The 21,673-nt window shown below is 63.1% G+C and carries 16 protein-coding genes and 4 tRNA genes; 6 read left to right on the top strand and 14 right to left on the bottom strand.

Annotation, left to right across the window (positions count from 1 at the left end; translation table 11 throughout):
• Window positions 1–84: 84 nt before the first annotated feature.
• Entirely contained in the window at window positions 85–1,146 is a 1,062-nt protein-coding gene (locus CS006_RS04025) for a zinc-dependent alcohol dehydrogenase family protein (protein ID WP_100510521.1), read from the bottom strand.
• Window positions 1,147–1,469: 323 nt separating this feature from the next.
• Here CS006_RS04025 and CS006_RS04020 point away from each other — a divergent pair, with 323 nt between their 5' ends.
• Window positions 1,470–2,627 carry a tRNA (guanosine(37)-N1)-methyltransferase TrmD gene (locus CS006_RS04020; protein ID WP_100510520.1) on the top strand — a complete coding sequence of 386 codons (1,158 nt, stop codon included), beginning with the start codon at window positions 1,470–1,472 and terminating at the stop codon, window positions 2,625–2,627.
• Between the two features lie 3 nt (window positions 2,628–2,630).
• Here CS006_RS04020 and rsmD read toward each other — a convergent pair whose 3' ends face one another.
• The 4 genes from rsmD to CS006_RS10740 all read right to left on the bottom strand — a co-directional run bounded on the left by rsmD (window position 2,631) and on the right by CS006_RS10740 (window position 7,329).
• Window positions 2,631–3,221, bottom strand: coding sequence for a 16S rRNA (guanine(966)-N(2))-methyltransferase RsmD (gene rsmD, locus CS006_RS04015; RefSeq protein ID WP_100510519.1), 591 nt, complete (start codon window positions 3,219–3,221; stop codon window positions 2,631–2,633).
• Window positions 3,222–3,286: 65 nt separating this feature from the next.
• Window positions 3,287–5,776 carry an ATP-dependent DNA helicase RecG gene (locus CS006_RS04010; RefSeq protein WP_100510518.1) on the bottom strand — a complete coding sequence of 830 codons (2,490 nt, stop codon included), beginning with the start codon at window positions 5,774–5,776 and terminating at the stop codon, window positions 3,287–3,289.
• Between the two features lie 138 nt (window positions 5,777–5,914).
• Window positions 5,915–6,106, bottom strand: coding sequence for a 50S ribosomal protein L28 (gene rpmB / locus CS006_RS04005; protein ID WP_100510517.1), 192 nt, complete (start codon window positions 6,104–6,106; stop codon window positions 5,915–5,917).
• Window positions 6,107–6,255: 149 nt separating this feature from the next.
• Window positions 6,256–7,329 carry a CPBP family intramembrane glutamic endopeptidase gene (locus CS006_RS10740; RefSeq protein WP_165777236.1) on the bottom strand — a complete coding sequence of 358 codons (1,074 nt, stop codon included), beginning with the start codon at window positions 7,327–7,329 and terminating at the stop codon, window positions 6,256–6,258.
• 847 nt (window positions 7,330–8,176) lie between these two features.
• Between CS006_RS10740 and CS006_RS03995 the strand changes: the two genes are divergently transcribed.
• The 3 genes from CS006_RS03995 to CS006_RS03985 are packed head-to-tail and all read left to right on the top strand — an operon-like array spanning window position 8,177 to window position 10,583.
• Window positions 8,177–9,607, top strand: coding sequence for an MFS transporter (locus CS006_RS03995; RefSeq protein ID WP_243386727.1), 1,431 nt, complete (start codon window positions 8,177–8,179; stop codon window positions 9,605–9,607).
• A 53-nt stretch (window positions 9,608–9,660) separates the two neighbouring features.
• Complete coding sequence (locus CS006_RS03990; protein WP_100510515.1) at window positions 9,661–9,840, top strand: antitoxin VbhA family protein; 180 nt, start codon at window positions 9,661–9,663, stop codon at window positions 9,838–9,840.
• The gene (locus CS006_RS03985; RefSeq protein WP_100510514.1) at window positions 9,837–10,583 is read left to right on the top strand and encodes a Fic/DOC family protein; all 747 of its coding nucleotides are present in this window, start codon (window positions 9,837–9,839) and stop codon (window positions 10,581–10,583) included. The genes CS006_RS03990 and CS006_RS03985 overlap by 4 nt, the downstream gene beginning before the upstream one ends.
• A 17-nt stretch (window positions 10,584–10,600) precedes the next feature.
• Here CS006_RS03985 and CS006_RS03980 read toward each other — a convergent pair whose 3' ends face one another.
• The 3 genes from CS006_RS03980 to CS006_RS10945 all read right to left on the bottom strand — a co-directional run bounded on the left by CS006_RS03980 (window position 10,601) and on the right by CS006_RS10945 (window position 14,848).
• On the bottom strand, window positions 10,601–11,794 hold the full coding sequence (locus CS006_RS03980) for a helix-turn-helix transcriptional regulator (RefSeq protein ID WP_100510513.1): 1,194 nt from the start codon (window positions 11,792–11,794) through the stop codon (window positions 10,601–10,603).
• 266 nt (window positions 11,795–12,060) lie between these two features.
• Window positions 12,061–13,551, bottom strand: coding sequence for a chloride channel protein (locus CS006_RS03975; RefSeq protein ID WP_423734830.1), 1,491 nt, complete (start codon window positions 13,549–13,551; stop codon window positions 12,061–12,063).
• 364 nt (window positions 13,552–13,915) lie between these two features.
• Window positions 13,916–14,848 (bottom strand): DUF2510 domain-containing protein, encoded by a 933-nt coding sequence (locus tag CS006_RS10945; RefSeq protein WP_243386725.1) that lies wholly within the window; start codon window positions 14,846–14,848, stop codon window positions 13,916–13,918.
• Between the two features lie 207 nt (window positions 14,849–15,055).
• Between CS006_RS10945 and CS006_RS03960 the strand changes: the two genes are divergently transcribed.
• Complete coding sequence (locus tag CS006_RS03960; RefSeq protein ID WP_100510511.1) at window positions 15,056–16,540, top strand: amino acid permease; 1,485 nt, start codon at window positions 15,056–15,058, stop codon at window positions 16,538–16,540.
• A gap of 398 nt (window positions 16,541–16,938) precedes the next feature.
• Here the strand turns inward: CS006_RS03960 and CS006_RS03955 are convergent.
• The 4 genes from CS006_RS03955 to CS006_RS03940 form a co-directional block, all read right to left on the bottom strand.
• Window positions 16,939–17,011, bottom strand: a tRNA-Ala gene (locus CS006_RS03955).
• A 42-nt stretch (window positions 17,012–17,053) separates the two neighbouring features.
• Window positions 17,054–17,126: transfer RNA gene (locus tag CS006_RS03950), tRNA-Val, on the bottom strand.
• 46 nt (window positions 17,127–17,172) lie between these two features.
• Window positions 17,173–17,244 (bottom strand) — tRNA-Val (locus tag CS006_RS03945).
• Window positions 17,245–17,253: 9 nt separating this feature from the next.
• Window positions 17,254–17,326 (bottom strand) — tRNA-Gly (locus CS006_RS03940).
• A gap of 306 nt (window positions 17,327–17,632) precedes the next feature.
• On the opposite strand from CS006_RS03940, the gene CS006_RS10735 reads away from it, so the two are divergent.
• Entirely contained in the window at window positions 17,633–18,154 is a 522-nt protein-coding gene (locus CS006_RS10735) for an NAD(P)H-dependent oxidoreductase (protein ID WP_165777235.1), read from the top strand.
• 466 nt (window positions 18,155–18,620) lie between these two features.
• On the opposite strand, the gene CS006_RS03930 is transcribed toward CS006_RS10735, so the two are convergent.
• Together CS006_RS03930 and CS006_RS03925 are read right to left on the bottom strand one after the other, a co-directional pair.
• On the bottom strand, window positions 18,621–19,634 hold the full coding sequence (locus CS006_RS03930) for a hypothetical protein (RefSeq protein ID WP_100510509.1): 1,014 nt from the start codon (window positions 19,632–19,634) through the stop codon (window positions 18,621–18,623).
• A 158-nt stretch (window positions 19,635–19,792) separates the two neighbouring features.
• The gene (locus tag CS006_RS03925; RefSeq protein WP_243386723.1) at window positions 19,793–21,409 is read right to left on the bottom strand and encodes a beta strand repeat-containing protein; all 1,617 of its coding nucleotides are present in this window, start codon (window positions 21,407–21,409) and stop codon (window positions 19,793–19,795) included.
• Window positions 21,410–21,673: the final 264 nt, after the last annotated feature.

Raw genomic sequence — 21,673 nt, 5'->3', positions numbered from 1 at the left:
AAGGGCAAACAGGTCATACGGGAAAAGGAGGCGAAGATTGCTCTCCGCCTCCTCATGGAAGGGACGGCTGGCAACAGCCGACAGTTACTTGAGCTCCTCGTCGAAGCAGACCGCGACCTTGCCGCACTTGCCGCTGGCCATGAGCTCGTAGGCCTTGGACGCGTCGTCGATGGAGAATCGGTCGGTGACGAGGTCCTCGGGGTGGATGCCCCAGGCGACGAGGTTCTCCACGAGGGTCTCCATGCGGGCCACGCTGGTCACCCAGCTGCCGTAGATGGTCTTCTGGCCGTGGAGCATGTCGGGGCTCGGGTTGAAGTGCACGGTGCCGCCTTCGCCGACGAAGGCGATGCGTCCCCATGCGCGGGTGGCGCGCACGGCGGTGGCGCGGGCCGCGTCGGCGCCCGAGGTGTCGATGGCGCGTTCGACGCCGTGGCCGCCGGTGAGGTCGAGCACTTCCTGCACGTTGTTCTCGCTCGGCGTGAGCACCACGTCGGCGAGGCCGAGCTTCTTGGCGAGCTCGATGCGGTACGGGTTGGATTCCACGCCGATGAGCTGCTTGGCGCCGAGGCTCTTGCACAGCATGAGGGTGGCGAGGCCGACCGGGCCGAGGCCGGTGACGAGCAGGGCGTGGTTGCCGGAGACGCCGATCTTCTCGATGGCCTCGTAGGCGGTGCCGAAGCCGCAGGCCACCTGGGCGCCGTCGGTGTAGGTGAGTTCGTCGGGCAGGGCCACGAGGTCGCGCTCGTCGCAGACCACGTATTCCTCCATGCCGCCGTCGCGCTGCCAGCCGTATGCGGCGCGCTGCTCGGAGGAGCAGGAGATCTGGTAGCCCATGCGGCAGTCGTGGCACAGTCCGCAGCCGTGGATGTGGTAGACGATGACGCGGGAGCCGGTCTTGAACTTCTGCACGCCGGGGCCTTCCTCGACGACCTGGCCGCAGGGCTCATGGCCGGCGACCTTGTTCTGGTAGCCTTCGGGGCCCTTGCCGGTGTGCTCACGATAAATGGCGCGGATGTCGCTGCCGCAGATGGTGGAGGCCTTCATCTTGACGAGCACCTGGCCATACCCGGGGTGGGGAATCGGGATCTCTCGCAGGTCGACCGTGCTGTTGCCGGGGAGGTAGGCTCCCTTCATCATTCCTTCCATTGCAACTCCTTTGTCGGATGGTTTGTGATGGTTCATCATTTGCGCTTTCATCAGCCGTTAACGCCGGTATCACCCGCCGAATCCTTGTGTTTCCAACGGTTTCAACTTTTGTTATTAACTTTTAAAAGCTGTTTACGGAAGTAACTATATATCGGTTCCCGCCGTCTGCAAACCCGAAAACCCGACGATTTGTGCGGTGGTTCCGATGATTTGTGAGGTGCCTCCATTCACGAATCGCGAGATAGGCGGAAATTTAGCGCTCACATCACCGGTATCTATCGATTCGTGAACTCGCGAACCGCGTATGCGATACGCTGGAACCTATGCATATCGACATCGTTTCCGTATTCCCCGAATACTTCGACGTATTGAAACTCAGCCTATTGGGCAAGGCCCAACAACGCGGATTATTGACCGTCACCGCGCGGAATCTGCGCGACTGGACGCATGACGTGCATCATTCCGTGGACGACACCCCGGTCGGCGGCGGCGCCGGCATGGTGATGAAGCCGGAGATCTGGGCCGAATGCCTTGACGATCTGACGGGTCTCAAGCCCGTCGATTTCAGCGCCGAAGGCGAGCCAATCCTCTCACGCGACTTCCATCTGGTGCCCAGGCCCGGCAATGCGCCGACCGAGGCCGCCACACCCGCCGGCACGCCCGTTCCCGACGCAACGACCTCCGAGGAACGCGCCGACGCCGCGGCCTCCGAAAAACGCGACGCCGCCCAGCATCTGCTCGGCGAGGCGAAGGACCCCGACGAACTTGTCGCCGCATTGGATTCGCTGTTCGACGAAGCCCCCGGCTACAACGTGCCCATCGACCATCCGGCGGCCACCGGATCCTCCATCGACACGTCCGACGCCGCCAGCGCGAACGACCCCAACGACCCTGATATGCAGGCCAAGCCGATTCTCATCTTCCCGAACCCGTCGGCGCCGCTGTTCACGCAGGCCGATGCCACGGACCTCTCCCACGCCAGGCGACTGATCTTCGGCTGCGGCCGATATGAGGGCATCGACGCGCGCGTGCCGGAGTATTACGCCAGGCAGGGCGTCGAAGTGCGCGAATACTCCATCGGCGACTATGTGCTCAACGGCGGCGAGGTGGCGGTTTCGGCCATGATCGAGGCCATCGTCCGCCTGATTCCGGGATTCATGGGCAATCCCGAATCCATCGTGGAGGAATCCTACACGGGCGATCCGCTGCTGGAACACCGCCAGTTCACGCGCCCGACAGCATGGCGCGGCATCGCCGTCTCCGACGTCCTGACCAGCGGCGACCACGGCAGGGTCGACCGGTTCCGCCGCGACGAGGCGCTGGAACGTACGTCGCGCATCCGTCCGGACCTCATCGAACAGCTGGACTGCAAGGCCCTGAGCAAGGCCGACCGCAAGACGCTGATGCTGCTCGGCTGGGAGGTCTCCGGACATCATCCGCGCCGTCTGCCGCCGGAGCATCTGCCCGTGCGGTATTTCTGACGCCTACTCCAAGCAGCGTTCGAAGTAGAACACGGCGGTTTCGCCGTATTTGCGCGACTGGGTGATCTCCCACCCCTCGGGAGCGGTTGGCTCGTCGGAGCGTGCCGACCGCTCCAGCATGATGACGCCGCGTGAGTCGACGATCTTGCCACTCACCAACATTTGCATCAAGGCATTGCAATCGTTGGTCTCGAAGGCATACGGCGGGTCGATGAAAATCAAATCGAACGATTCGCCGCGCACGCCTTCCCCCTGCATGCCAACGTATTTCTCGGCCTTCGTCCTGACCACACGGGCACCCATATCGGGCTCCCACGCCTTCGACTTCTTCAGCCGGGCGAACGATTTGCCCAGCATCGAGGCGGCCGGGCCGGCGGCCTCCACCGCCACCAGCGACTTCGCCCCGCGGGACAGCGCCTCGATGCCGAGCGCGCCCGTACCGGCGAACAGGTCGAGCACGCGCGCGTCGGGAAGAATATTGATGGCCATCAGATGGGAGAAGATGGCCTCCTTCGTACGGTCGGTCGTCGGCCGTGTGCCGCTTTTCGGCGTCGTGATCTCAAAACCCTTGAATCGTCCCGCAATAATACGCATAGATTCCATTATGCACGCGAGCCGAGCAGCCACGCGACGAAGGCGCCGGCCCACACGTCGCACGGTCACGTACTGGTGATGAACTGCTCGTTGCCGCGCGTGAAGTCGAGCACGGCGCCGGCCAGTTCGACCTCGCCGCGCAGGTCGGGATCGGCGTCGAGCAATGCCTGCGCCTGTCCGCGCGCCTCGGCGATCATATCGGCGTCCTTGACCACGCGCAGCAGTTTCAGCGACGACCGGCCGCCGGACTGCGCGTCGCCCAATACGTCGCCGGCGCCGCGCAGCTCGATGTCGGCCTGCGCGATGTCAGCGCCGTCGGTGGATGTGCGGATGACCTCCAGGCGCTGCGCGGCCAGCGAATCCGGCTCGGCCCGTGAAACCAGGAACGCCCAGCTGTTCGTGCCGCCTCGCCCCACACGTCCGCGCAGCTGATGCAGCTGCGAAAGCCCGAAACGATCGGCGTCGAAAATCACGATGCAACTGGCCTGCGGCACATCCACGCCGACCTCGATCACCGTGGTCGCCACCAATACCGGCGTTCGTCCGGATGAGAAATCGTCCATCACCTGGCGCTTGGTCTCGTCGTCGTCGCGACCGGTCAGCGTGGCCAGCTCGATGCCTTGGAACTGCGGCAATGCGGCCAGTCGGGCCACGATCTCCTCCACGGAGTGCAACGGCGGTTTGGGAGCCGTGCCTTCCGCGTCGCCGCCATCGTCGAACGGATCGTCGATTATCGGGCCGTATTCCTCGGCACGGTTCGCCGCCTTCGACCGCTTCGATTTCGACGCCGCTTTCGACGCCGGAGCCGCCTCACCGTCGTCCTCCGGATGCTCGTCGATGCGCGGGCAGACGATGTACGCCCGCTCCCCCGCATCCACGCGCGTTCGGATATGCGCGAACATGCGCGCCATCGTACGGCCGTCCGCCTCGGGCACCACGATCGTGCGAATCGGCTTGCGACCGCCCGGCAGCTCCGTCAGCCATGAAATGTCGAGGTCGCCGAACCATGTCATGGCGGCGGTACGTGGAATCGGCGTGGCCGTCATGACCAGAAGATGCGGCGCATGCTCGGATTTGCGACGCAGCGTCTCGCGCTGCTCCACACCGAACCGATGCTGTTCGTCGATCACCGCGAGCGCCAGATTCGGCGCCTGGAACGTCTTGGAGAACGCGGCGTGCGTGGCCACCACGATGCATGGTTCGCCGCTCGCGGCCTTGGCGAGCACGCGACGACGGACGGCCAGCTTCATGCCGCCGGTCAGCAGCAGCACATCGATGCCCTGCTTGGCGGTCATCCGCCCGATGGTTTCGTAATGCTGCTCGGCCAGCACCTGCGTGGGCGCGACGAGCACGGCCTGATGGCCGGCGTCGATGGCCTGCAGCATGGCCGCGAGCGCCACGACGGTCTTGCCGGAGCCGACCTCGCCTTGCAGCAGTCGCTGCATCGGTGACGTCTTGGCCATGTCGGCGGCGATGTCGTCGATCACCGTCTGCTGGCCGGCCGTCAGCGAGAACGGCAGGGATGCGATGAACCGTTCCTTGAACGAATCGTCGGCGTTCTCGGGCGAGGGGCACGGGAACGCATCAAATGTGGCGGCGTGCTGTCGTGCCTCGAGCAGCGCGGTCTGCGCGACGAACGCCTCTTCGAAGCGCATGGTGCGAATGCCGTCATGGAACTGCCTGACCGATTCGGGGCGATGGATGGCCAGAAATGCCTCGGCCCTGTGCATCAGACGGTTCTGCCGACGCACGGTTTCGGGCAGGATGTCGGGAATCGCATGGATGAGCGACGACGCATCGAGCGGCGTCGGCTCGGCCTCAAGACCGGTGATGCCTGAAGCGCCGACGTCGGCACCGGTCTTGTCGCTTCCGCCGTTCCCAACACCGCCGTCGTTCCCAACCTCGCCGGCACTTTCGACATTTTCAGCTCTTTCGGCGGCCATCATCCGCAGGAATCCAAGAATCGATTCGTGGATATGATCGGTCGAGATGCGTGAGCTCGCATGATACACCGGCTGTGGCCGCGACACCTTGGCAAGCGCTTCGTCCACGGAATCGATTTCCGGCGGACGGCCGCCTACGTCGCGTACGACGATGACGTCGGGATGCGTGAATTGCAGATTGTTGTTGAACACCGTCGGCTCTCCGGCGATCACGACGACGTTGCCGGCACGCAGACGCATGCCCATCCAGTCCGTGTAGCCCTTGTTGCGCGAGAAGAACACCAGTCGCGCCACACCGGGCGTCGTGTTCGGCATCCCTCCGCCGAAACCATCGCCGCCCACGAAGTCGGCGTCGTCAAGCGTGGCCTCCACGCGGAATCCACGCCGCGCGTTCATCGGCACGACGCGCATCTGCCGCACGGTGGCCGCGAACGCCACCTTCACGCCGACCGTCACGCTGCGAATCGGCTTGACGGGCACGGGGTCGGTCACGCGGAACGGATAATAGGTCAGTGCCTCGCCGACCGTGGTCATGCCCAGGGATTTCAACGCTCCGATACGTCGTTTGTTCGCCATCAGCGACGAGATGGCGGTATCAAGGGCAATGGTCATACGCCCCATTGTGACCGCCCGCGTGGACCGTCGGACTTCAGGAACCCGCAGACTCCTGCAATGCAAAAAAATCCCGCGAGTCGGAACTCACGGGATTCTACGTTTACGCGGCTCTACCGCTGCACTTGCGCGAACCAATCAGGCGACGCGCTGGACCTTGCCGGCCTTGATGCAGGAGGTGCACACGCGCAGGCGAACGTTCTCGCCATCGACGCGGGTGTGAACCGACTGCAGGTTCGGCAGGAAGCGACGCTTGTTACGGATATGCGAGTGAGAAACGGTGTAGCCGACCTGCGGGCCCTTGCCGCAGACTGCACAACGAGCTGCCATGATGACTCCTCTAACTTACTGTTTGTTCAAGTCTTTCCCGTGTCCCCGTCGGGAAGGCCCCGGCCTGAACACACAACTTCACGATATTAGCGTGAAATGCGCGATATTGCAAATAAAGCGGGTATTATATCGAGTTTTTTACGCTACCGTCACGAGAACGCGGCGATGACGGGCGCGCCGAACGTTGCCAGAACGGTCAATGTCACGAACACGATCATACCGGGATTGCCGAGCATCACACGTACGCGGTTGCGCGGTGCGAGTTCCAGTTCCGACTGCTTGATGAAGAACTCCTTGCGCTTGGCGATGAGCAGCACCAGGCCGGTGATGGCCAGGCCGATTATGGCGAGGAGGTACACGCCGATGACCGCGAGCGCCGGCGCCGATCGGGCGAGCGCCTCGACTGCGGCCTGCGAGTCGTTCCAATCCACGTTGTCGAGCGCCGATGTGTCCAGATTCATCAATATCAGCGGTCCGATGACGCCGCCGACGAGATTCGCGGATGAATGCAGGGCGATGTTATAGCGGAGCCGGCCGGTTCGCGTGTAGATGTAGGCCCAGATCAGGCCCCATCCGAACGTGTAGAACGTCTGATACGTGTTCGTATGCATGAGGCAGAACAGCAGGGCCGATGTGAATATCGCGATTTTCTCGCCGTATATGCGCAACCGGTCGATGAGCATCTTGCGGAATATCAGCTCTTCGAAGCATGGTGCGAGGATGACGACCACGAGGGATTGCACGGCGAAGTCGACCGCCCCCGTCGTGCCGCCGGCATCGCCGGAAAGGTCGTCGAGCACGTTGGAGTATTTGCCCATCGACAGCAGGTTCGAGACCAGCTGGCCGATGATGCTTCCGCCGTACATGATGGGGAAGCCCATAAGGAACAGCATCAGCCATCGTTTGATGCCGGGACGGGCGTCGGGCTCGTCGGGCCTGGGCTGCGGCGGGTATTGGGGTGCAAGACGGAAGAGCAGCAGGCAGAGCGGCACGCCCACGCCGTATTGGGCGAGGGACGCCAGCAGCAGGCTGGCCGCCGAACCGGAGCTGTCGGTGATGCCGGGGCTTATCTGCCTGGCGATGATGCCGATGATTCTGGCGGCGACGCCGGTGGCGATAAGGAATGCGAACAGCGCCCACCCGACGCGGTTGAACGCCTTGCGGGCATCGCGAAGATTGACCGCCGGGAAGAAGCGGACGGGCTTCGCCGGCGCAACGGCCACTGGGTATGGGCCGGCAGGATATGTGGCGACAGGGTATGGGGCCGCCGGATATGGAACGGTCGGATACGCCGCAGCAGGATAGGTCGCGACGGAATACGGGGATGCCGGATACGCCGCGGCGGGAGACGGATAGGCGGAATGCTGATGTACATCGGCAGGAAAGCCCGTCGCGGGACCGCCGGCCGACATGGTCGCCGGATGGACGGGGTACACGGTGTACGGATTCGTTTCAGACCGCTGCGGATATGCGCCTGACTGCGTATATGCCGCATATGCCGCCGTCGGCTGCGGAGGCGACACCGCCTGCTGGGACACCGCCGGCTGCGGAGGTGCTATCGATTGCGGAACCGTCGGCTGCGGAAACACCGTCGATTGCGGCGGAGCCGGATAGCCTTGCGAAGGCATCGACGGGGCGTATGACCGGGATGACGACTGAGGAGGGGCAACGGGAACGGCTGCAGGGGCCGCATGCCGGCCGACGCCGGTTCGACCGTCATGGGCTCTGGCACTGGCAGCAAATTCATGTTCAGCCAAGGGCGCTCCGCCGGCAGCCCCATGACGTGGTCTCTTTTCGGAATATGAATCTCCACGCCCCTCGTCAGGCCGTTCGTCGCCGGCATCGCCGGTATGCTCGCTCATCGCCGCCCCTTTCCGGGTGAACCGCATCGTCTGCTGCCACTCTAGCAGCCGGGCGACGTCCGACGCCGTTTTGCCTCGCCCCGTCCCAGCCGCCAATACGCAGAAAACCATAAGAGCGTCCGGCAATTCATCATGCGTTCATATTCAGGGGTGCCGTCGCGAAGAATCCACCGTTACCATGAAAGCTGAATTCGATGCGAGGAGTATTATGACCGACCACTTCGGAGCCGATGCCGCGAACGACACCCCTGCCAGCGTCACCACTACCGGCGACGCCGCGGATTCCCCCGCCACCGGCGCCACCGGCACAACCGCCGACACCGCGAACCATGCCGGCGCCATCAAGGGGCAGGATGCTCCGGAAGCCTTGGCACGCGGCAAATTCCCGACTCCCCCGCGCGGCCGTCTTTCATCCCGCGAGAAGAAGTGGATCGTCTACGACGTCGGCAACTCCGCATTCGTGCTACTCTCCACCGCGGTCATCCCCATCTACGCGAAGTCGCTGATGCCGGCCGACGGCAACATCGTCTCCGCATGGGGCTACGCGCAGACCATCGCCTCGCTGGTCATCGCCCTGCTCATGCCGCTGCTCGGCTCCATCGCCGACGTGCAGGGCATGAAAATCAAGTTCTTCCTCGGCTTCTTCGGCACCGGCGCGGTCATGTGCGCGGCCCTCGCTCTGCCGCTCACCTGGCTGCCGTTCCTCATCGTCTATGTGCTCGCCACCATCGGCCTCAACGGCTCGCTCACGTTCTACGATTCCATGCTCATCGACACCACGTCGAACGAGCGCATGGACAAGGTATCCTCGCACGGCTACGGCTGGGGCTATGTCGGTTCCACGATTCCGTTCATCGCCTGCATCGCGCTGATCTTCGGCGGCCCGGCCCTGGCCGGCTGGTCCACGGTGGCATGCACGCGCGCGAGCTTCGTCATCACGGCCGTCTGGTGGGCGGCGTTCACGATCCCGCTTCTCACCAGCTACCGTCAGGTGCATTACCGCGCCACCCGCGAGCATACGCGCGAGGCGGTGCGCGGCACGTTCACCGAGCTTGCCGGCACCTTGCGCAAGCTTGTGCGCAACAAGCCGCTGTGGATGTTCATGGTCGCGTTCTTCTTCTATATCGACGCCGTGAACACGGTGATCTCGATGAGCACGTCGTATGGCACGCAGCTTGGCATCGATTCCACGCAGCTGGTGGTGGCGCTGCTGGTCACGCAGTTCGTCGCGTTCCCCTGCGCGATTCTTTACGGTCGTCTCGCCGGCCGCTTCGGCTGCAAGCCGATGATCATGGCCGCCGTCGTGGCGTACATGGGCATCGTGTTCTTCGCCACGTTCTTCCTCAAGACGGCCGTGGAGTTCTGGATCCTCGCGATTCTCGTCGGCATGTTCCAGGGCGGTATCCAGGCGCTCTCCCGCTCCTACTACGGCAAGATCATCCCCAAGGACCACGCCAACGAGTACTACGGCCTGTACGACATCTTCGGCAAGACGGCCTCCATCCTCGGCACGTTCCTCGTCGCCACGACGACCACACTCACCGGCAACGCCAGCCTCGGCGTCCTCTCGATCGCCATCCTCTTGGTCGTCGCCCTCGTCTTCCTCACCCTCCAAAAGGACCCGACGAAAACGGCATAGGCCTCTATCCAAGTGACAACCTAGGTATGATTGTCCCTACCGAAGGAGGCCGTATGACAGAGCGGGAATCGCGCGCAATCGGCGTGGCCGAGGTCATCCATTCCGCGCATATGGAGGGCGGCGACGTCACGCCGGCGTTCCTTGCCGACGCACGCGACTACGTCGAGGAGAAAATCGACGTGCGTGAGTTGCTTAATCGCACGCGCCGTCGCTATGGGCTGGAAACCGTATGATCGAGCTACCCGATGCCATTGATCCGTATCTGATTCCCGGGACCGGCGTTCTGCGCAATCTAGTAGGCGCCAAAACCGTGGAAGACCTCGAAGCAGCCGAAAACGACCTCGTATCCGTCAGGGCATTGGAGCTGCGCGCGAATCCTCCAAAGGCATCGGGAACACTCGAACAGCTGCAATGGATTCATCACCAGTTGTTCCAGGACGTCTATGATTGGGCGGGACAGATCAGAACGGTGGACATCGCCAAGGGGGACGGGCAGGTCTTCCAGCCGCTCGCAGTGTTCGACATGGGTGTTCGGTATTCCGAACAAGTACTCAGGGAAGATCACCTGCTGCGGCACATGGATCGCGCAACCTTCATCAACCGGCTCAGCGCAAACTACGATAACTTCAACATCCTTCACCCATTCCGCGAAGGCAACGGCCGCACCCAACGCATGTTCTGGGATCTCATAGCCCACGACGCGGGATGGCGTCTTGACTGGAGCGCAGTCTCCAAACAGGAAAACGACAAAGCATCGCAAATCGCCCGCGATTCGGCCAATGAATCGTCACTGGTCGTCATGTTCTCAAAAATCGTATGCACTCCTGATGAGTACGAGTCACGATCAACGAAAAACATCACCGCTCACCTGCAGGATGCCGGATACACCACCGTTCCGAACATCTATCGCCCACTCACCCGATCGGAAACCGAGGAGGAGCTCAAGCGGAACATCTACCGACGCATGACCGATTAGCGGCCGTACGGTGCGAATCAGCGGTCAAGTCGGTCCTTGAGCAGGCTGATGACGATGCCGGCGACCGCGCACAGCAGTCCGCCGACCGGCCACGGAATCCAGAAGTCGTCGACGCCGAAGAACAGCAGTCCCAGCCCGACGATCGTGGCGACGAGCATGATGATGCCGGACACGGCCCCGGAAAGCCTTGCCGAAAACGGCAGGGTGCCGTCACGTTTGCGACGTTCGGTCTCGACGTCCCGGTTATAGCCGGCGATATTCAGCATGGACCGACGGATTCCGCAGTAGACGAAGCCGAATACGGCCGCGGCGTCGAGCAGCAGCATGATCATGTTCGGCCATCCGGCGTCGACGCCCATCACGTCACCCGCATACACGGCGACCGCGATGCCCACGAGAATCGCCGCGACGCCCGCCACCACGCCGACGGCCAGCAGACGCGACTCACGACCGTAATCATCCTCGGTATAGAAATCCTCGACGTACGGATGACGCCGTTTGAAGGCGGTATGCGACGCGACGGCCGGAATCAGCAGCGCCAGCCCGACGACCACGCCCATGCAGATGCATGCGAACGTGAGGAAATCGTTGAGCGGGGAGGCGCCAAGCATGGAATGTTCGGAATCGAACAGGTTCGCGACGGCGACGCCCGCGATAATCGCGGCGACGCCGGAGGCGAGCAGCAGCGCGAAACGACGGCGATGGTCGTCGTAGCCGGTCAGATCCTTCGGCAGCGTTGTAGGTACGGGAGACGCATCGGATATACCGCCCGCCGCCGGTGCCGAGGCTTCCGGCCGCGCCATAGTCCGCGAGCCTCGCGACGCCACGGACTTCTCGGCGGCCTCCGTCCCGTCGCCTGCCGCCCGCCGGTCCGTTCCGCCCTGCGTCTCGGCCACGGCGTCGTCACCACTGGCACTGTCAGAACCACCGGCCACACCGGCGCCAGCACCGTCGCCGCCACCGGCCGCACCGGCACCGTCGGCACCGCCACCGGCAACAGTCCCCGGCCGGCTTACGTCACCGAGCACAAGGTCGTCGAGCGTGCATCCGAACAGGTCGCAGATGGCGAGCAGCTTGTCCATTTCGGGATACGCCTTCTCGGATTCCCATTTTGAGATCGCCTGCCGCGAGACGCCGAGCAGCATGGCCAGCTGCTCCTGCGTCATGTTGCGTCGCGAGCGCAAATATTGCAGATTGGTGCGGAAAGTCATCGTCGTACCCCTTCTGTAGCGGTTCCATCATGTCATGTCCGGACGATGACTTCACTATCGCATCACGGCACCGCGACCCGCCACCATCTTGCGGTTGCATGGGCGAATCGCAACCGAAAATCCTCCGCAACCGCCACGCAACCACTGGTTGCATCGTTGCGATTCCAACGTTTTCCCGTGATTCATGGTGCCAAATGGTCGTTTTTCGCGGCGAAAACGACCATTTGGCACCATGAATCAGAAGGTTCGGGTGTTTCGTACGGGAATCAGACGGCGACGGCGACCGGCTTGCGGGCCGTGCGGCCAAGCAGCCAGCTGGAGACGAAGGCGGACGCAGCGACGGCCATGCCGACCGGCACGAAGAACGTGATCGGCGCTTCGGTGAGTTCCATGACGAGGCACACGGCCATGAGCGGGGCCTGCTGCGAGGCGGCGAGCAGTGCGGCGGCGCCGATGAGCGCGCATGCCGTGACCGAGTCGGCGGGGAACGCGAGCGTCCACACGAGGCCGAGCATCGCGCCGAGCGTGGCGCCGAGGGCGATGCCGGGCTGCAGTACGCCGCCGGACGCGCCTGAACGGATGGTCAGCAACGTGACGACGGCCTTCGCGGCGAACGTGACGGCCAGGATGGCGAGCATGAGGCCGAGATGCTGCATATCAAGGCTGGACACGGTGTGCGCGGCGGCTGCACCGGAACCACCGGCACCGGCCGACGCTGCGGCACCTGAGCCGCCCACGCCCGTGCTTGCAGTGCCGCCGAATCCAAACCCGCGCAGCCACCCGCCGAGCGCATCATTGCCGTCGGCCAGCTGCGTCCACGGCGAGGCGGCCGCCGACGCAGCCGACTGCACGGCACCCGACGACGACTCCACGCCGGAAGCGCCGACGAACGTGCTGAACCCCAACTGCGCGGCGGCACGACCATTGCCCATCACCTGCGGCACGGCGATGGCGACCACGCCGGTCAATACGCCAGCCAACGGCATCTGCCACAGCAGCCCGCGAGCGCCGTCTCCGGCCGGTTTATGCGATTCCGCCCACGACGAGCCGCGACGGAACAACGCGCCGGCCACGCCGCACGCCGCGCCACACAGCAGTGCGAACAACATCAGGCTCGGCGTCTCCCCCGGCTGCATGGCCGTGATGTCGTAGAACGCATGATGACCTTTAATCAGCGAGGCCACGTAGGCCGCCACGGCGGACATGCCCAATCCGAACGCGATGGTTTCGATGGAGATGCTGGCGAGCAGGATCTCCGCGGCGAAGAACATGCCGGCCAGCGGTGCGTCGTAGACGCCGCCGAGTCCGGCGCCCGCCGCCACGGCGACGATCATGCGCCGGTCCGCGCGTTCGAGATGGAAGACGTCGCAGAACCGTTGCGCGAGCATGGCGCCGAGTTCGCGCGGCGCGACCTCGCGGCCGATGGACGCGCCCGATCCGACGATGAAGATCTGCAACACCACGTGCACGACGGTCTGCCACCATGGCATCCGTTCGCCGGCGACGGCCTTCTTCACCGACGGCACCTTCGTGGTCCTGGTGCGCAGCAGATACCAGATGACGGCGGCGATGACCAGGCCGGCCGTCACCGAAATCGCCCGTCGAATCCACGGCACGGCGAACGGGCCGGGAACCGACGGCCCCTCGATATAGCCGAGCATCACGTGTTCCACGCCGTACAGCAGCAGCGTGAGGAGTCCCGCGCCCACGCCGATGATCGCGCCGAGCACGAGCGTCGCCGCCGCGAGCCATCCGATGCGTCGCCAATCGGTCGTCGTGGTCTTGTTCGGCGTGGCCTTGTTAGACGGTTCTTCTTCCGCCGGCCCCTTTTCCGCGTTCGCCTCCGTCATGCCGCTCTCCTATCGTCACGCTCCTTTTTCGCCGTGGATATCCTAGTCCGCGCCATTGCCAATGCCGCGGTCATGACCGAATCGCGCAACAATACGGGCGCAAACCCCCGTCATCGGCAATGTATGGTGCCGAATGGTCGTTTTTCCGGCGGAAAACGACCATAAAGCACCGCACATTGCCGGTTTCGGCGGCTTGCGCCCGTATATGCCCGTATATTCGGGAATGCCGGCCGGATGTCAGGCGACGTCCGGCATTACACGAAGTCTGGCGTCACTCGTTCTTGGTCGAGACCAGCAGCAGAATGCCACCGATCAGGCTGCAGAACAGCAGCGTGCAGATGCCGAACGCCATCGTGTTCGGCTTCGTGCCCTTGTAGATGCCCCAGCTGCGAATCGTCATCGGAATCATCCATGCCATCGGGATGATCAGCCAGAACGTCGCCGCGATGCTGATGATGTTCAGGATGAACGCGACCATGCGCAGCGTACGGTCGGAATCGGTCATCGGATAGATCGCGCCGTTCGCAGCGGTGGCGCCATACTGCTGCTGATAGCCCTGCTGCTGGTAACCCGTCTGATACGGCTGCTGGTAGCCGTTCTGCTGAGCCTGCGGGTATCCCGGCTGCTGGTAGGCGCCCTGTTGATATCCTGCGGCACCGCCATACACCGGCTGCTGACCAGGCGTCTGCTCCACCTGCTGGTAGCCCTGATAGCCGGACTGCTGGCCGGCCTGGTATTCGGGCGACTGGTAGCCGCCATTCGCAACCTGACCGTTCGTGCCCGGAACATTCGCGGCCTGATATTCAGGCGTCTGGTAGCCCTGGTATCCGGACTGGTAATCGGCGGATTCCGGCGCTGCGGAAGATTCCGGCTGCGAAGTCGACGCGGCATCATACGTCGGAAGCGGCACTGCAGGCGCCTCCGACTGACCGGCCGCGTCGTTCTGCGACAACGGCTCGACGACCGGCTGCTCGACGACCGGCTGTTCAGCAGCCGCCTGAGCAACACCCGCCTGAGCGACATCCGACTGCGCGGCCGCCTCGGACGAAACGACCGGCGTCGACTCGGACGCCGACTGCGCAGCCGGTGCGGCCGCATGCTGCGCCGGCATCACGTTCTGCGTCCACTGCGTGCCATCCCACCAACGAATCTGCGTCGGGTCACCCGACGGATCGGGATACCATCCTGCCTGCGGCGAAGGCATCTTGTGCTCCATTTCTCGCGTTTCTCTAAACTCTGCTTCTCGATAATCGATGCGAATACCGAACCCCTTCCACTCTAGCCTCATACGCGCGCCAAGTCAGCACTGCCACGCACGCTCGTAGGCTTGGAAACGTATACTGTTCGGGGCTGTCTTACCGGCAGCCGAACGAATGGAAAACGGAACTTTACAGCATTTGAAGAGAGCATCATGAGCCAGTCCGATACCGAAACGGCAGCGCGCACCGGCTCCCCGGCCGACGAGAACGGCGGGGAGCAGCCGGGTACGCATCAAAAGCACGCATTGCATACGAATCTCAAACGCGGCATGGAGGCGCGGCATCTGCAGATGATCTCGCTGGGCGGCGTCATCGGCACCGGCCTGTTTCTGAGCTCCGGCTATACGATCCAGCAGGCCGGACCCATCGGCACGATCCTCGCCTACGCGATCGGCGCGGTGATCGTGTACCTGGTCATGCTCACGCTGGGCGAGCTTTCGGTGGCGATGCCGGTGACGGGATCGTTCCATGTGTATGCGGAGAAGTTCATCGGCCCCGGCACGGGATTCGTCATCGCCATCCAATACTGGCTTACGTGGACGGTGGCGCTCGGCTCGGAGTTCACGGCCGCGGGCCTGCTGATGCAGCGATGGTTCCCGCATACGCCCACATGGATATGGTCGGCGGCGTGCATCGTGCTGATCTTCACGCTGAACGCCCTCTCCGTGCGGTTCTTCGCCGAAGCGGAGTTCTGGTTCGCCTCCATCAAGGTGTTCGCGATCTGCGCGTTCATTCTGATCGGCGCGCTTACGATCTTCGGCGTCATCCCGATGAAGGGGTACACGCATGCGCCGATGTTCGACAACCTGTTCAAGGACGGCATCTTCCCCAACGGCTTCATGCCCGTGTTCGCCACGATTCTGACCGTGAACTTCGCATTCTCCGGCACCGAGCTCATCGGCGTGACGGCGGGCGAGACCCGCAATCCGGAGGTGGCGGTGCCGAAGGCCATCCACACCACGCTGTGGCGTCTGGTCCTGTTCTTCATCGGCTCGATCGTAGTGATGAGCGCGCTGATCCCATGGCGTCAGGCAGGCGTGGGCGAAAGCCCGTTCGTGCTTGTGCTCAATTCGGTGGGCATCCCCTACGCGGCCGACATCATGAACTTCGTGGTGCTCACGGCCGTGCTCTCCGCCTCCAACTCCGGCCTGTACGCCTCCACGCGCATGGTGTGGTCGATGGGCAACGAGGGCATGATTCCCCGCTGGTTCGCCAAGACGAACCGCCGCGGAGTGCCGATGCTGGCCCTGTGCGCGGCCATGGCCGGCGGTTTGCTGGCGCTGCTGTCGTCGGTGGTGGCGGCGTCGACCGTGTATCTGGTGCTCGTGGCGCTTTCCGGCCTTTCCGCCGTGGTGGTGTGGATTGCGATCGCATACTGCCAGATCGTGTTCCGCAAGCGCTGGATCGCCTCCGGCCACACGGTCGGCGAGCTCAAGTATGCGACTCCCGGCCATCCGTGGACCTCGTGGGGCGCGTTCATCCTGTGCACCGCCTCGTTCCTGCTGGTCTTCTTCGACAAGGAGCAGCGGTTCGCGCTCGGGGCCGAGCTGGTGTTCATCGTGCTTTGCTACGGCGCCTATTTCGTGCAGCAGTGGTGGCGCAAGGCCCATCCCAAGCAGCCGGTGCAGCTACCGTAGAAGCCGCGTACGGCACAAGACCGGCCCGAGTGCCATAAGACCGGCCGCAGGCATTGCAAAACCGGTCGCAGGCATCACCGAATCAGCTGCAAGCACTGCAGGGGCATCGGGCATCTTGGGATTTATTCTTTCGCAACGGCGCCAAAGAGTGAATCCCAAACGCTCGTCTTTTTTCTCATTACCGAACATGGCGATCGGCCACATACCAAAGAATTTCCGTTCTCTTGAGAATCATTCTCGTTCACTCTTTTCAGTCCCCGCCAAACGAGTGAATCCCAAATACCCCGCGCGCCCCGTACACCACACAGCTCGAGAAACCCGTCCGACTGGATTTGCGAGCCCAGCCAATCAGTAAACAAAAAATCCTCCGAAGCCGAAGCTTCGGAGGACTGTATCCGTGGAGCTAGGGGGATTCGAACCCCCGACCCCCTCCATGCCATGGAGATGCGCTACCAGCTGCGCCATAGCCCCGTATTTACTTATCTGCGGCAGATGCAAGACCTGCACACATCGTGGGTGATGCAGGAATCGAACCTGCGACCCCTTCCGTGTGAAGGAAGTGCGCTAGCCGCTGCGCCAATCACCCGACGCTCCCGATATCACTATCGGTTTCACCGAACGAATCGGCTCAGTGGGCGATACAAGATTCGAACTTGTGACCCCTTCCGTGTCAGGGAAGTGCGCTACCTCTGCGCCAACCGCCCGGGTCTGCGAGCGGACAACGGGACTCGAACCCGCGGTCTCGACCTTGGCAAGGTCGCGCTTTACCAACTAAGCTATGTCCGCATGTCGCTTGAAGCAACGAGTAACTACTATACACAGATATTTTGGTTTGTCCAACCGAAACATCATAAAAACTCGAAAAGCATTGGAATCATTGGGATTTGCAATAAAAATCCGGGCGTGTCGCAAATAGGCCACGAGCACACCGCAGACGCATCATGGATGCCTTCCGAACGGACAACCATGGTTCCGTCCCAGACACGCGGTCAATACACGCAAACATGTCACGGACATCTCGCGGAAACCGCAATGCACCGGCAATACACTGGAACCGGTCATCCACCAAATCTATGGAAGGGAACGAAATCCATGTCCACCGGAATCCTGCTGTTTCATCCGAACTATGCCGCATCGAAAGTCAACCGCCGACTGATCGACGAGCTGAAAAGCCGTCATCTCAGCAACGTCACCGTGCGCGACGAATACGCCCTCTACCCCGATTTCAAGGTTGACAAGGCGGCCGAGCAGGCGTTCGTGGAGTCGGTCGACCATCTGGTACTGGAGTTCCCGTTCTACTGGTACAGCGCGCCGGGCCTGCTGCAGCAGTGGAAGGACACCGTGCTTACGCCGGGCTGGGCGTACGCCGGCGGCACCGCACTCGACGGCAAGACCCTGCAGCTCGTGGTCACGACCGGCTCGCCGGCGTCACGCTACCAGACCGACGGCGAATACAAGCACACGATGAAGGAGCTGCTCAGCCCGTTCGAGCTGACCGCGTTCCGCGTGGACCTTACGTGGCGCGAGCCGATTCTCGTGCAGAACACGTCGGCGATCACCGAAGAGGAGCTGGACGCCGCCGCCAAGGCGTACGCCGACGCATTTACCGACTGAATACCAGTCGTGAGCCCGCGGACCGATCCCACGAACTGAAAGCATTGGCAGGGAATGTTCTTATCCACCGATAGTGCGTTCTCTGCCACGTTTTTGCGGCAGAGAACGCAAATTTTCCGCAATGGATATTTCCCTGCCAGATCTATCGTCATTCATACGGCAGGACGCGATTACATACGTTGATATTTCAACGATTATGGAAAGCGACGTTCCGCCATCCGCCGAAGACGCTGCCACGGAATGGCATAAAGACGGATTCTCGTGCTCCATGGCACGAATTCGTGGCGCGGAGCACACAGCATGACCTTTCTGACGCTCCATGACATAGTCGTGTGGCACGGAACGTCAGAAATGATATCCATTGCGTTCCATGCCACAAAGGCAGTCGCCCAGTCAGCGGCATTCGTCATCGACGCCCGCTGATTCGGCGAACATGCTATCGGTCAGCCCATAACCGCGGCACCGATCAGGCAGTAATCGAACCATCACCGACCGTATTGTCGGAGAGATTGTAGGACGAGCTGCCGCTGGTCGAGCCGGAATCACTGCTCGACGAGCCCGAGCCGCTCGAATTGCCGGAGTTGCCCGACGACCCGGAACCGCTCGAGTCAGAGCCGGAGGAACCGCTGCCGTTCGAGGAATCGCCCTGTCCTCCAGGACCGCCCTGGCCACCGCTCGGCGGCTGGCCCATGCCTCCGCCATTGTTACTGCCGTTGCCATTACCGCTGTTCTGGCCGCCCGGCCCCTGCTGCATCTGCTGGCTGCTGGCCCCACCAGCGATCTTCGTCATCGCAAACGCACCGCCGGCACCGCCCGCAAGACCGCATACCAATGCCACGGCGACGATCAGCGCCCACGTCTTGCCGCCGAGACCCTTGCGAGCACCGACCGCACCCTTGCCACCGGCAGGACCGTTCACGCCATTGCGATGACCATTACCACGTGGGTCGCGAGCGCCGCTGCCGTTACCGCCACTGCCATTGTTCGCGTTGCCGCCATTCGAGCCGGGGTACGAAGGAAGCGGTCCCGAACCGCTGCCGCCGCCAAAGCCGGAGCCGCCGTTCCCACCAGTCGAGCCGAGACCACCGGAACCCGAGCCGCCGGCACCGTAGCCGCCGTCAGAGCCGGAACCGCTGCCACCGGAGAAACCGTAGCCCTCCTGCAGCATGATTCCTGCGGACCGTCCGCTTCCAACGCCGCTAGAATCCGACGAACTACTGATACTTCGCGCAGAACGGACGTTGACCGACCGAGCGCCCGACGCCCGAGTATTCGACGTCGCGGCACTGGTTTCGGCCGCACGTCGATCGCCGCCAATCGCCCCGAAGCCGTGCGACACCGACGCCATGATGTGCTTCAGCGAAAGCGTCTTGCCCTTGGTGGCCACGGTGCCGTAATTGGTGGGCACGAACTTGGTGCGCTCGGCGCATCCGACCGTTGCGGTGCCGAAGAGGCTGGAGTTGAGTGTCTGCGTAGTCATGATGATTGTCCTTTCACAAGGTTGCTGATTGTTGCTGATTGCAATTGCGTGCCACTGGTTGCCGTTGATTATCAAGTCGTCGCCCTATCGAGCGATTCGCGCACCGACCTGCATCCACCGAACCAGTTCCTCGGAACGTCTGCGCCCAGCACCTCATATCACCCCATGCTCCATGTGGTCGAGGTGCCGAACTGCTTGTCGAATGCGCTGCGGTCGATGAGGTCGTCATCGCCCGCGAGTTCGGTGTCGGAGCCGGCTTTCACGGTGGTGGAGTAGCTGCCGGTCACCGTCACGGTCACGCTGCCGCTGCCCTGCACCACGGTCTTGCCGCCGGCCACGATGGTCGCGGTGTTGCCGTCGGAATCGACCACGCGCCCGCCGGAGGCCACGTTGAGCGCGGATATCGTAGTGTTCTTGGTCACCGTCCAAGTGGAGGTGCCGTCCACGTTCACCGTTATCGGCGCATCGCTGGTGCTCGAATCGGAGGCGGCCGAGTTCTTCGTTATCGTCGCCGAACCGCTCCACGAGGATCCGTCCAGCAGGTACAGGTTCACAGTGGAGATGGTGTCGGCTTTCACGTCGCCGGAGAGCTTCTGCCCACGGCCGGTGAAGTTCACCGTGGCGCCGTTGGAGCCGGCCTGTCCCCAGTTGTTCGAGTCGTTGCCGGCGGCGGTGATGAGCGCCGCCTTGGAGGAGTCGAAGTCCAGCGTGGTGTTGCTGAGCACCACGTCGGCCGTGGTGTTGGTGAAGTAGAACATCGATCCGGATTCGATGGCCGATTTCAGCGTGGAGTCCTTGGCCTGGAACGTGGCGTGTTCGCCGGTGCTGGCTTCGGCGTCGCCCGATGTGCTTTGGTAGATGATCACGCCGTTCGCCACGGGATCGGAGGCGGTTTTCGACGTGATGGTGCTTTCGAGCGTGGAGTCGTTGATGAGTATGGTGTTGAGGCCTTCCATGCCGGCGATCTGGCTGCCGGTCGCCACGCCTTTCACACCGCTCGCCTGCACGTCTCCGGTGGAGTAGAGCAATGGCGAGCCGGAGCCGGAGGTTTTCAGGGTCGAGTCGGTGACGGATACGCTCCCGCCACCGCGGTCGGTGGCCACGGTCGCGCTGTGGTCGCCCGACGTGGTGGCCGTGATGCTGCTCGCCACAATCGTGCCGCCGTAGGTGGCGTCGAGGCCGCGGGAGTTGTCGGCCGATGTGGTGATGGTGGTGTCGTTGACGAGAGCCGTGCCGGAGTCGGTTGCGAAGACGCCGTTCGAACCGGAGCTTGTGGCGGTCAGATTGCTGCCGCTGATGATGGATTTGGATTTCTCACCGACCGTGAGCACGATGGAGTTCGTGCCGTAGAAGTTGTCGTTGTCGTCGTTCGTGCCGTCACCGGACTTGTTCAATGTGGCGTCGGTGAGGGTGAGCGTGCCGCCGTTCTGCGCCAATGCCACGTTCCGGTCGGTCTTGGTTGCGGTCAGCGTCTTGCCGTTTGCCGTGGCGGTCTTGCCGTCGGCGGTGAGCGTGGCGGAATATGAGCCGGTGTAGTCGTAGCTCATGGTGTTCGCGCCGCCTGCGCCCGGAGGCGCGCCCATGGCGGAGGATCCGACGCCGTATCCGAAGTGTCGTGCCGCGAGTACGCCACCCGTTCCGGCGGCGAATCCTCCGGCGAGCGATACCGCGGCGACGATGGCCACGAGTTTTTTGGTCGCGACTATGCGCTGCGGGTGCGCCCCGGAGCCCATGGTCTCCGGCGCACGGAGATGTGCCGGTCTTTGCGCTTTCATGATCATCCTTTCGTTCGGATGATTCCATGAAACCGCCCTTGCCATAAGGGGGCCTTCGATGTAGCGAAAGACCGGCTTTCAACCCCGGTGGAGATTCTTGGAAGCTTGCTGGATGCAAGCTGGATGTCACGCGGCCAGTGCGCCGCGGTTCACATCTGTCGGCAGGGCCGCGAACGGACTGTCACCCAATACGGCGGCACCGTCATGATTGGACGACAAACCCGTGGTTTTCGCTAGTATCGAATGCGTGATAGGGGGGGGGGG

It is taken from the genome of Bifidobacterium primatium, from assembly GCF_002802875.1.
Taxonomy (GTDB): Bacteria; Actinomycetota; Actinomycetes; order Actinomycetales; family Bifidobacteriaceae; genus Galliscardovia; species Galliscardovia primatium.
This window is presented reverse-complemented; position numbering and strand designations above follow the sequence as displayed.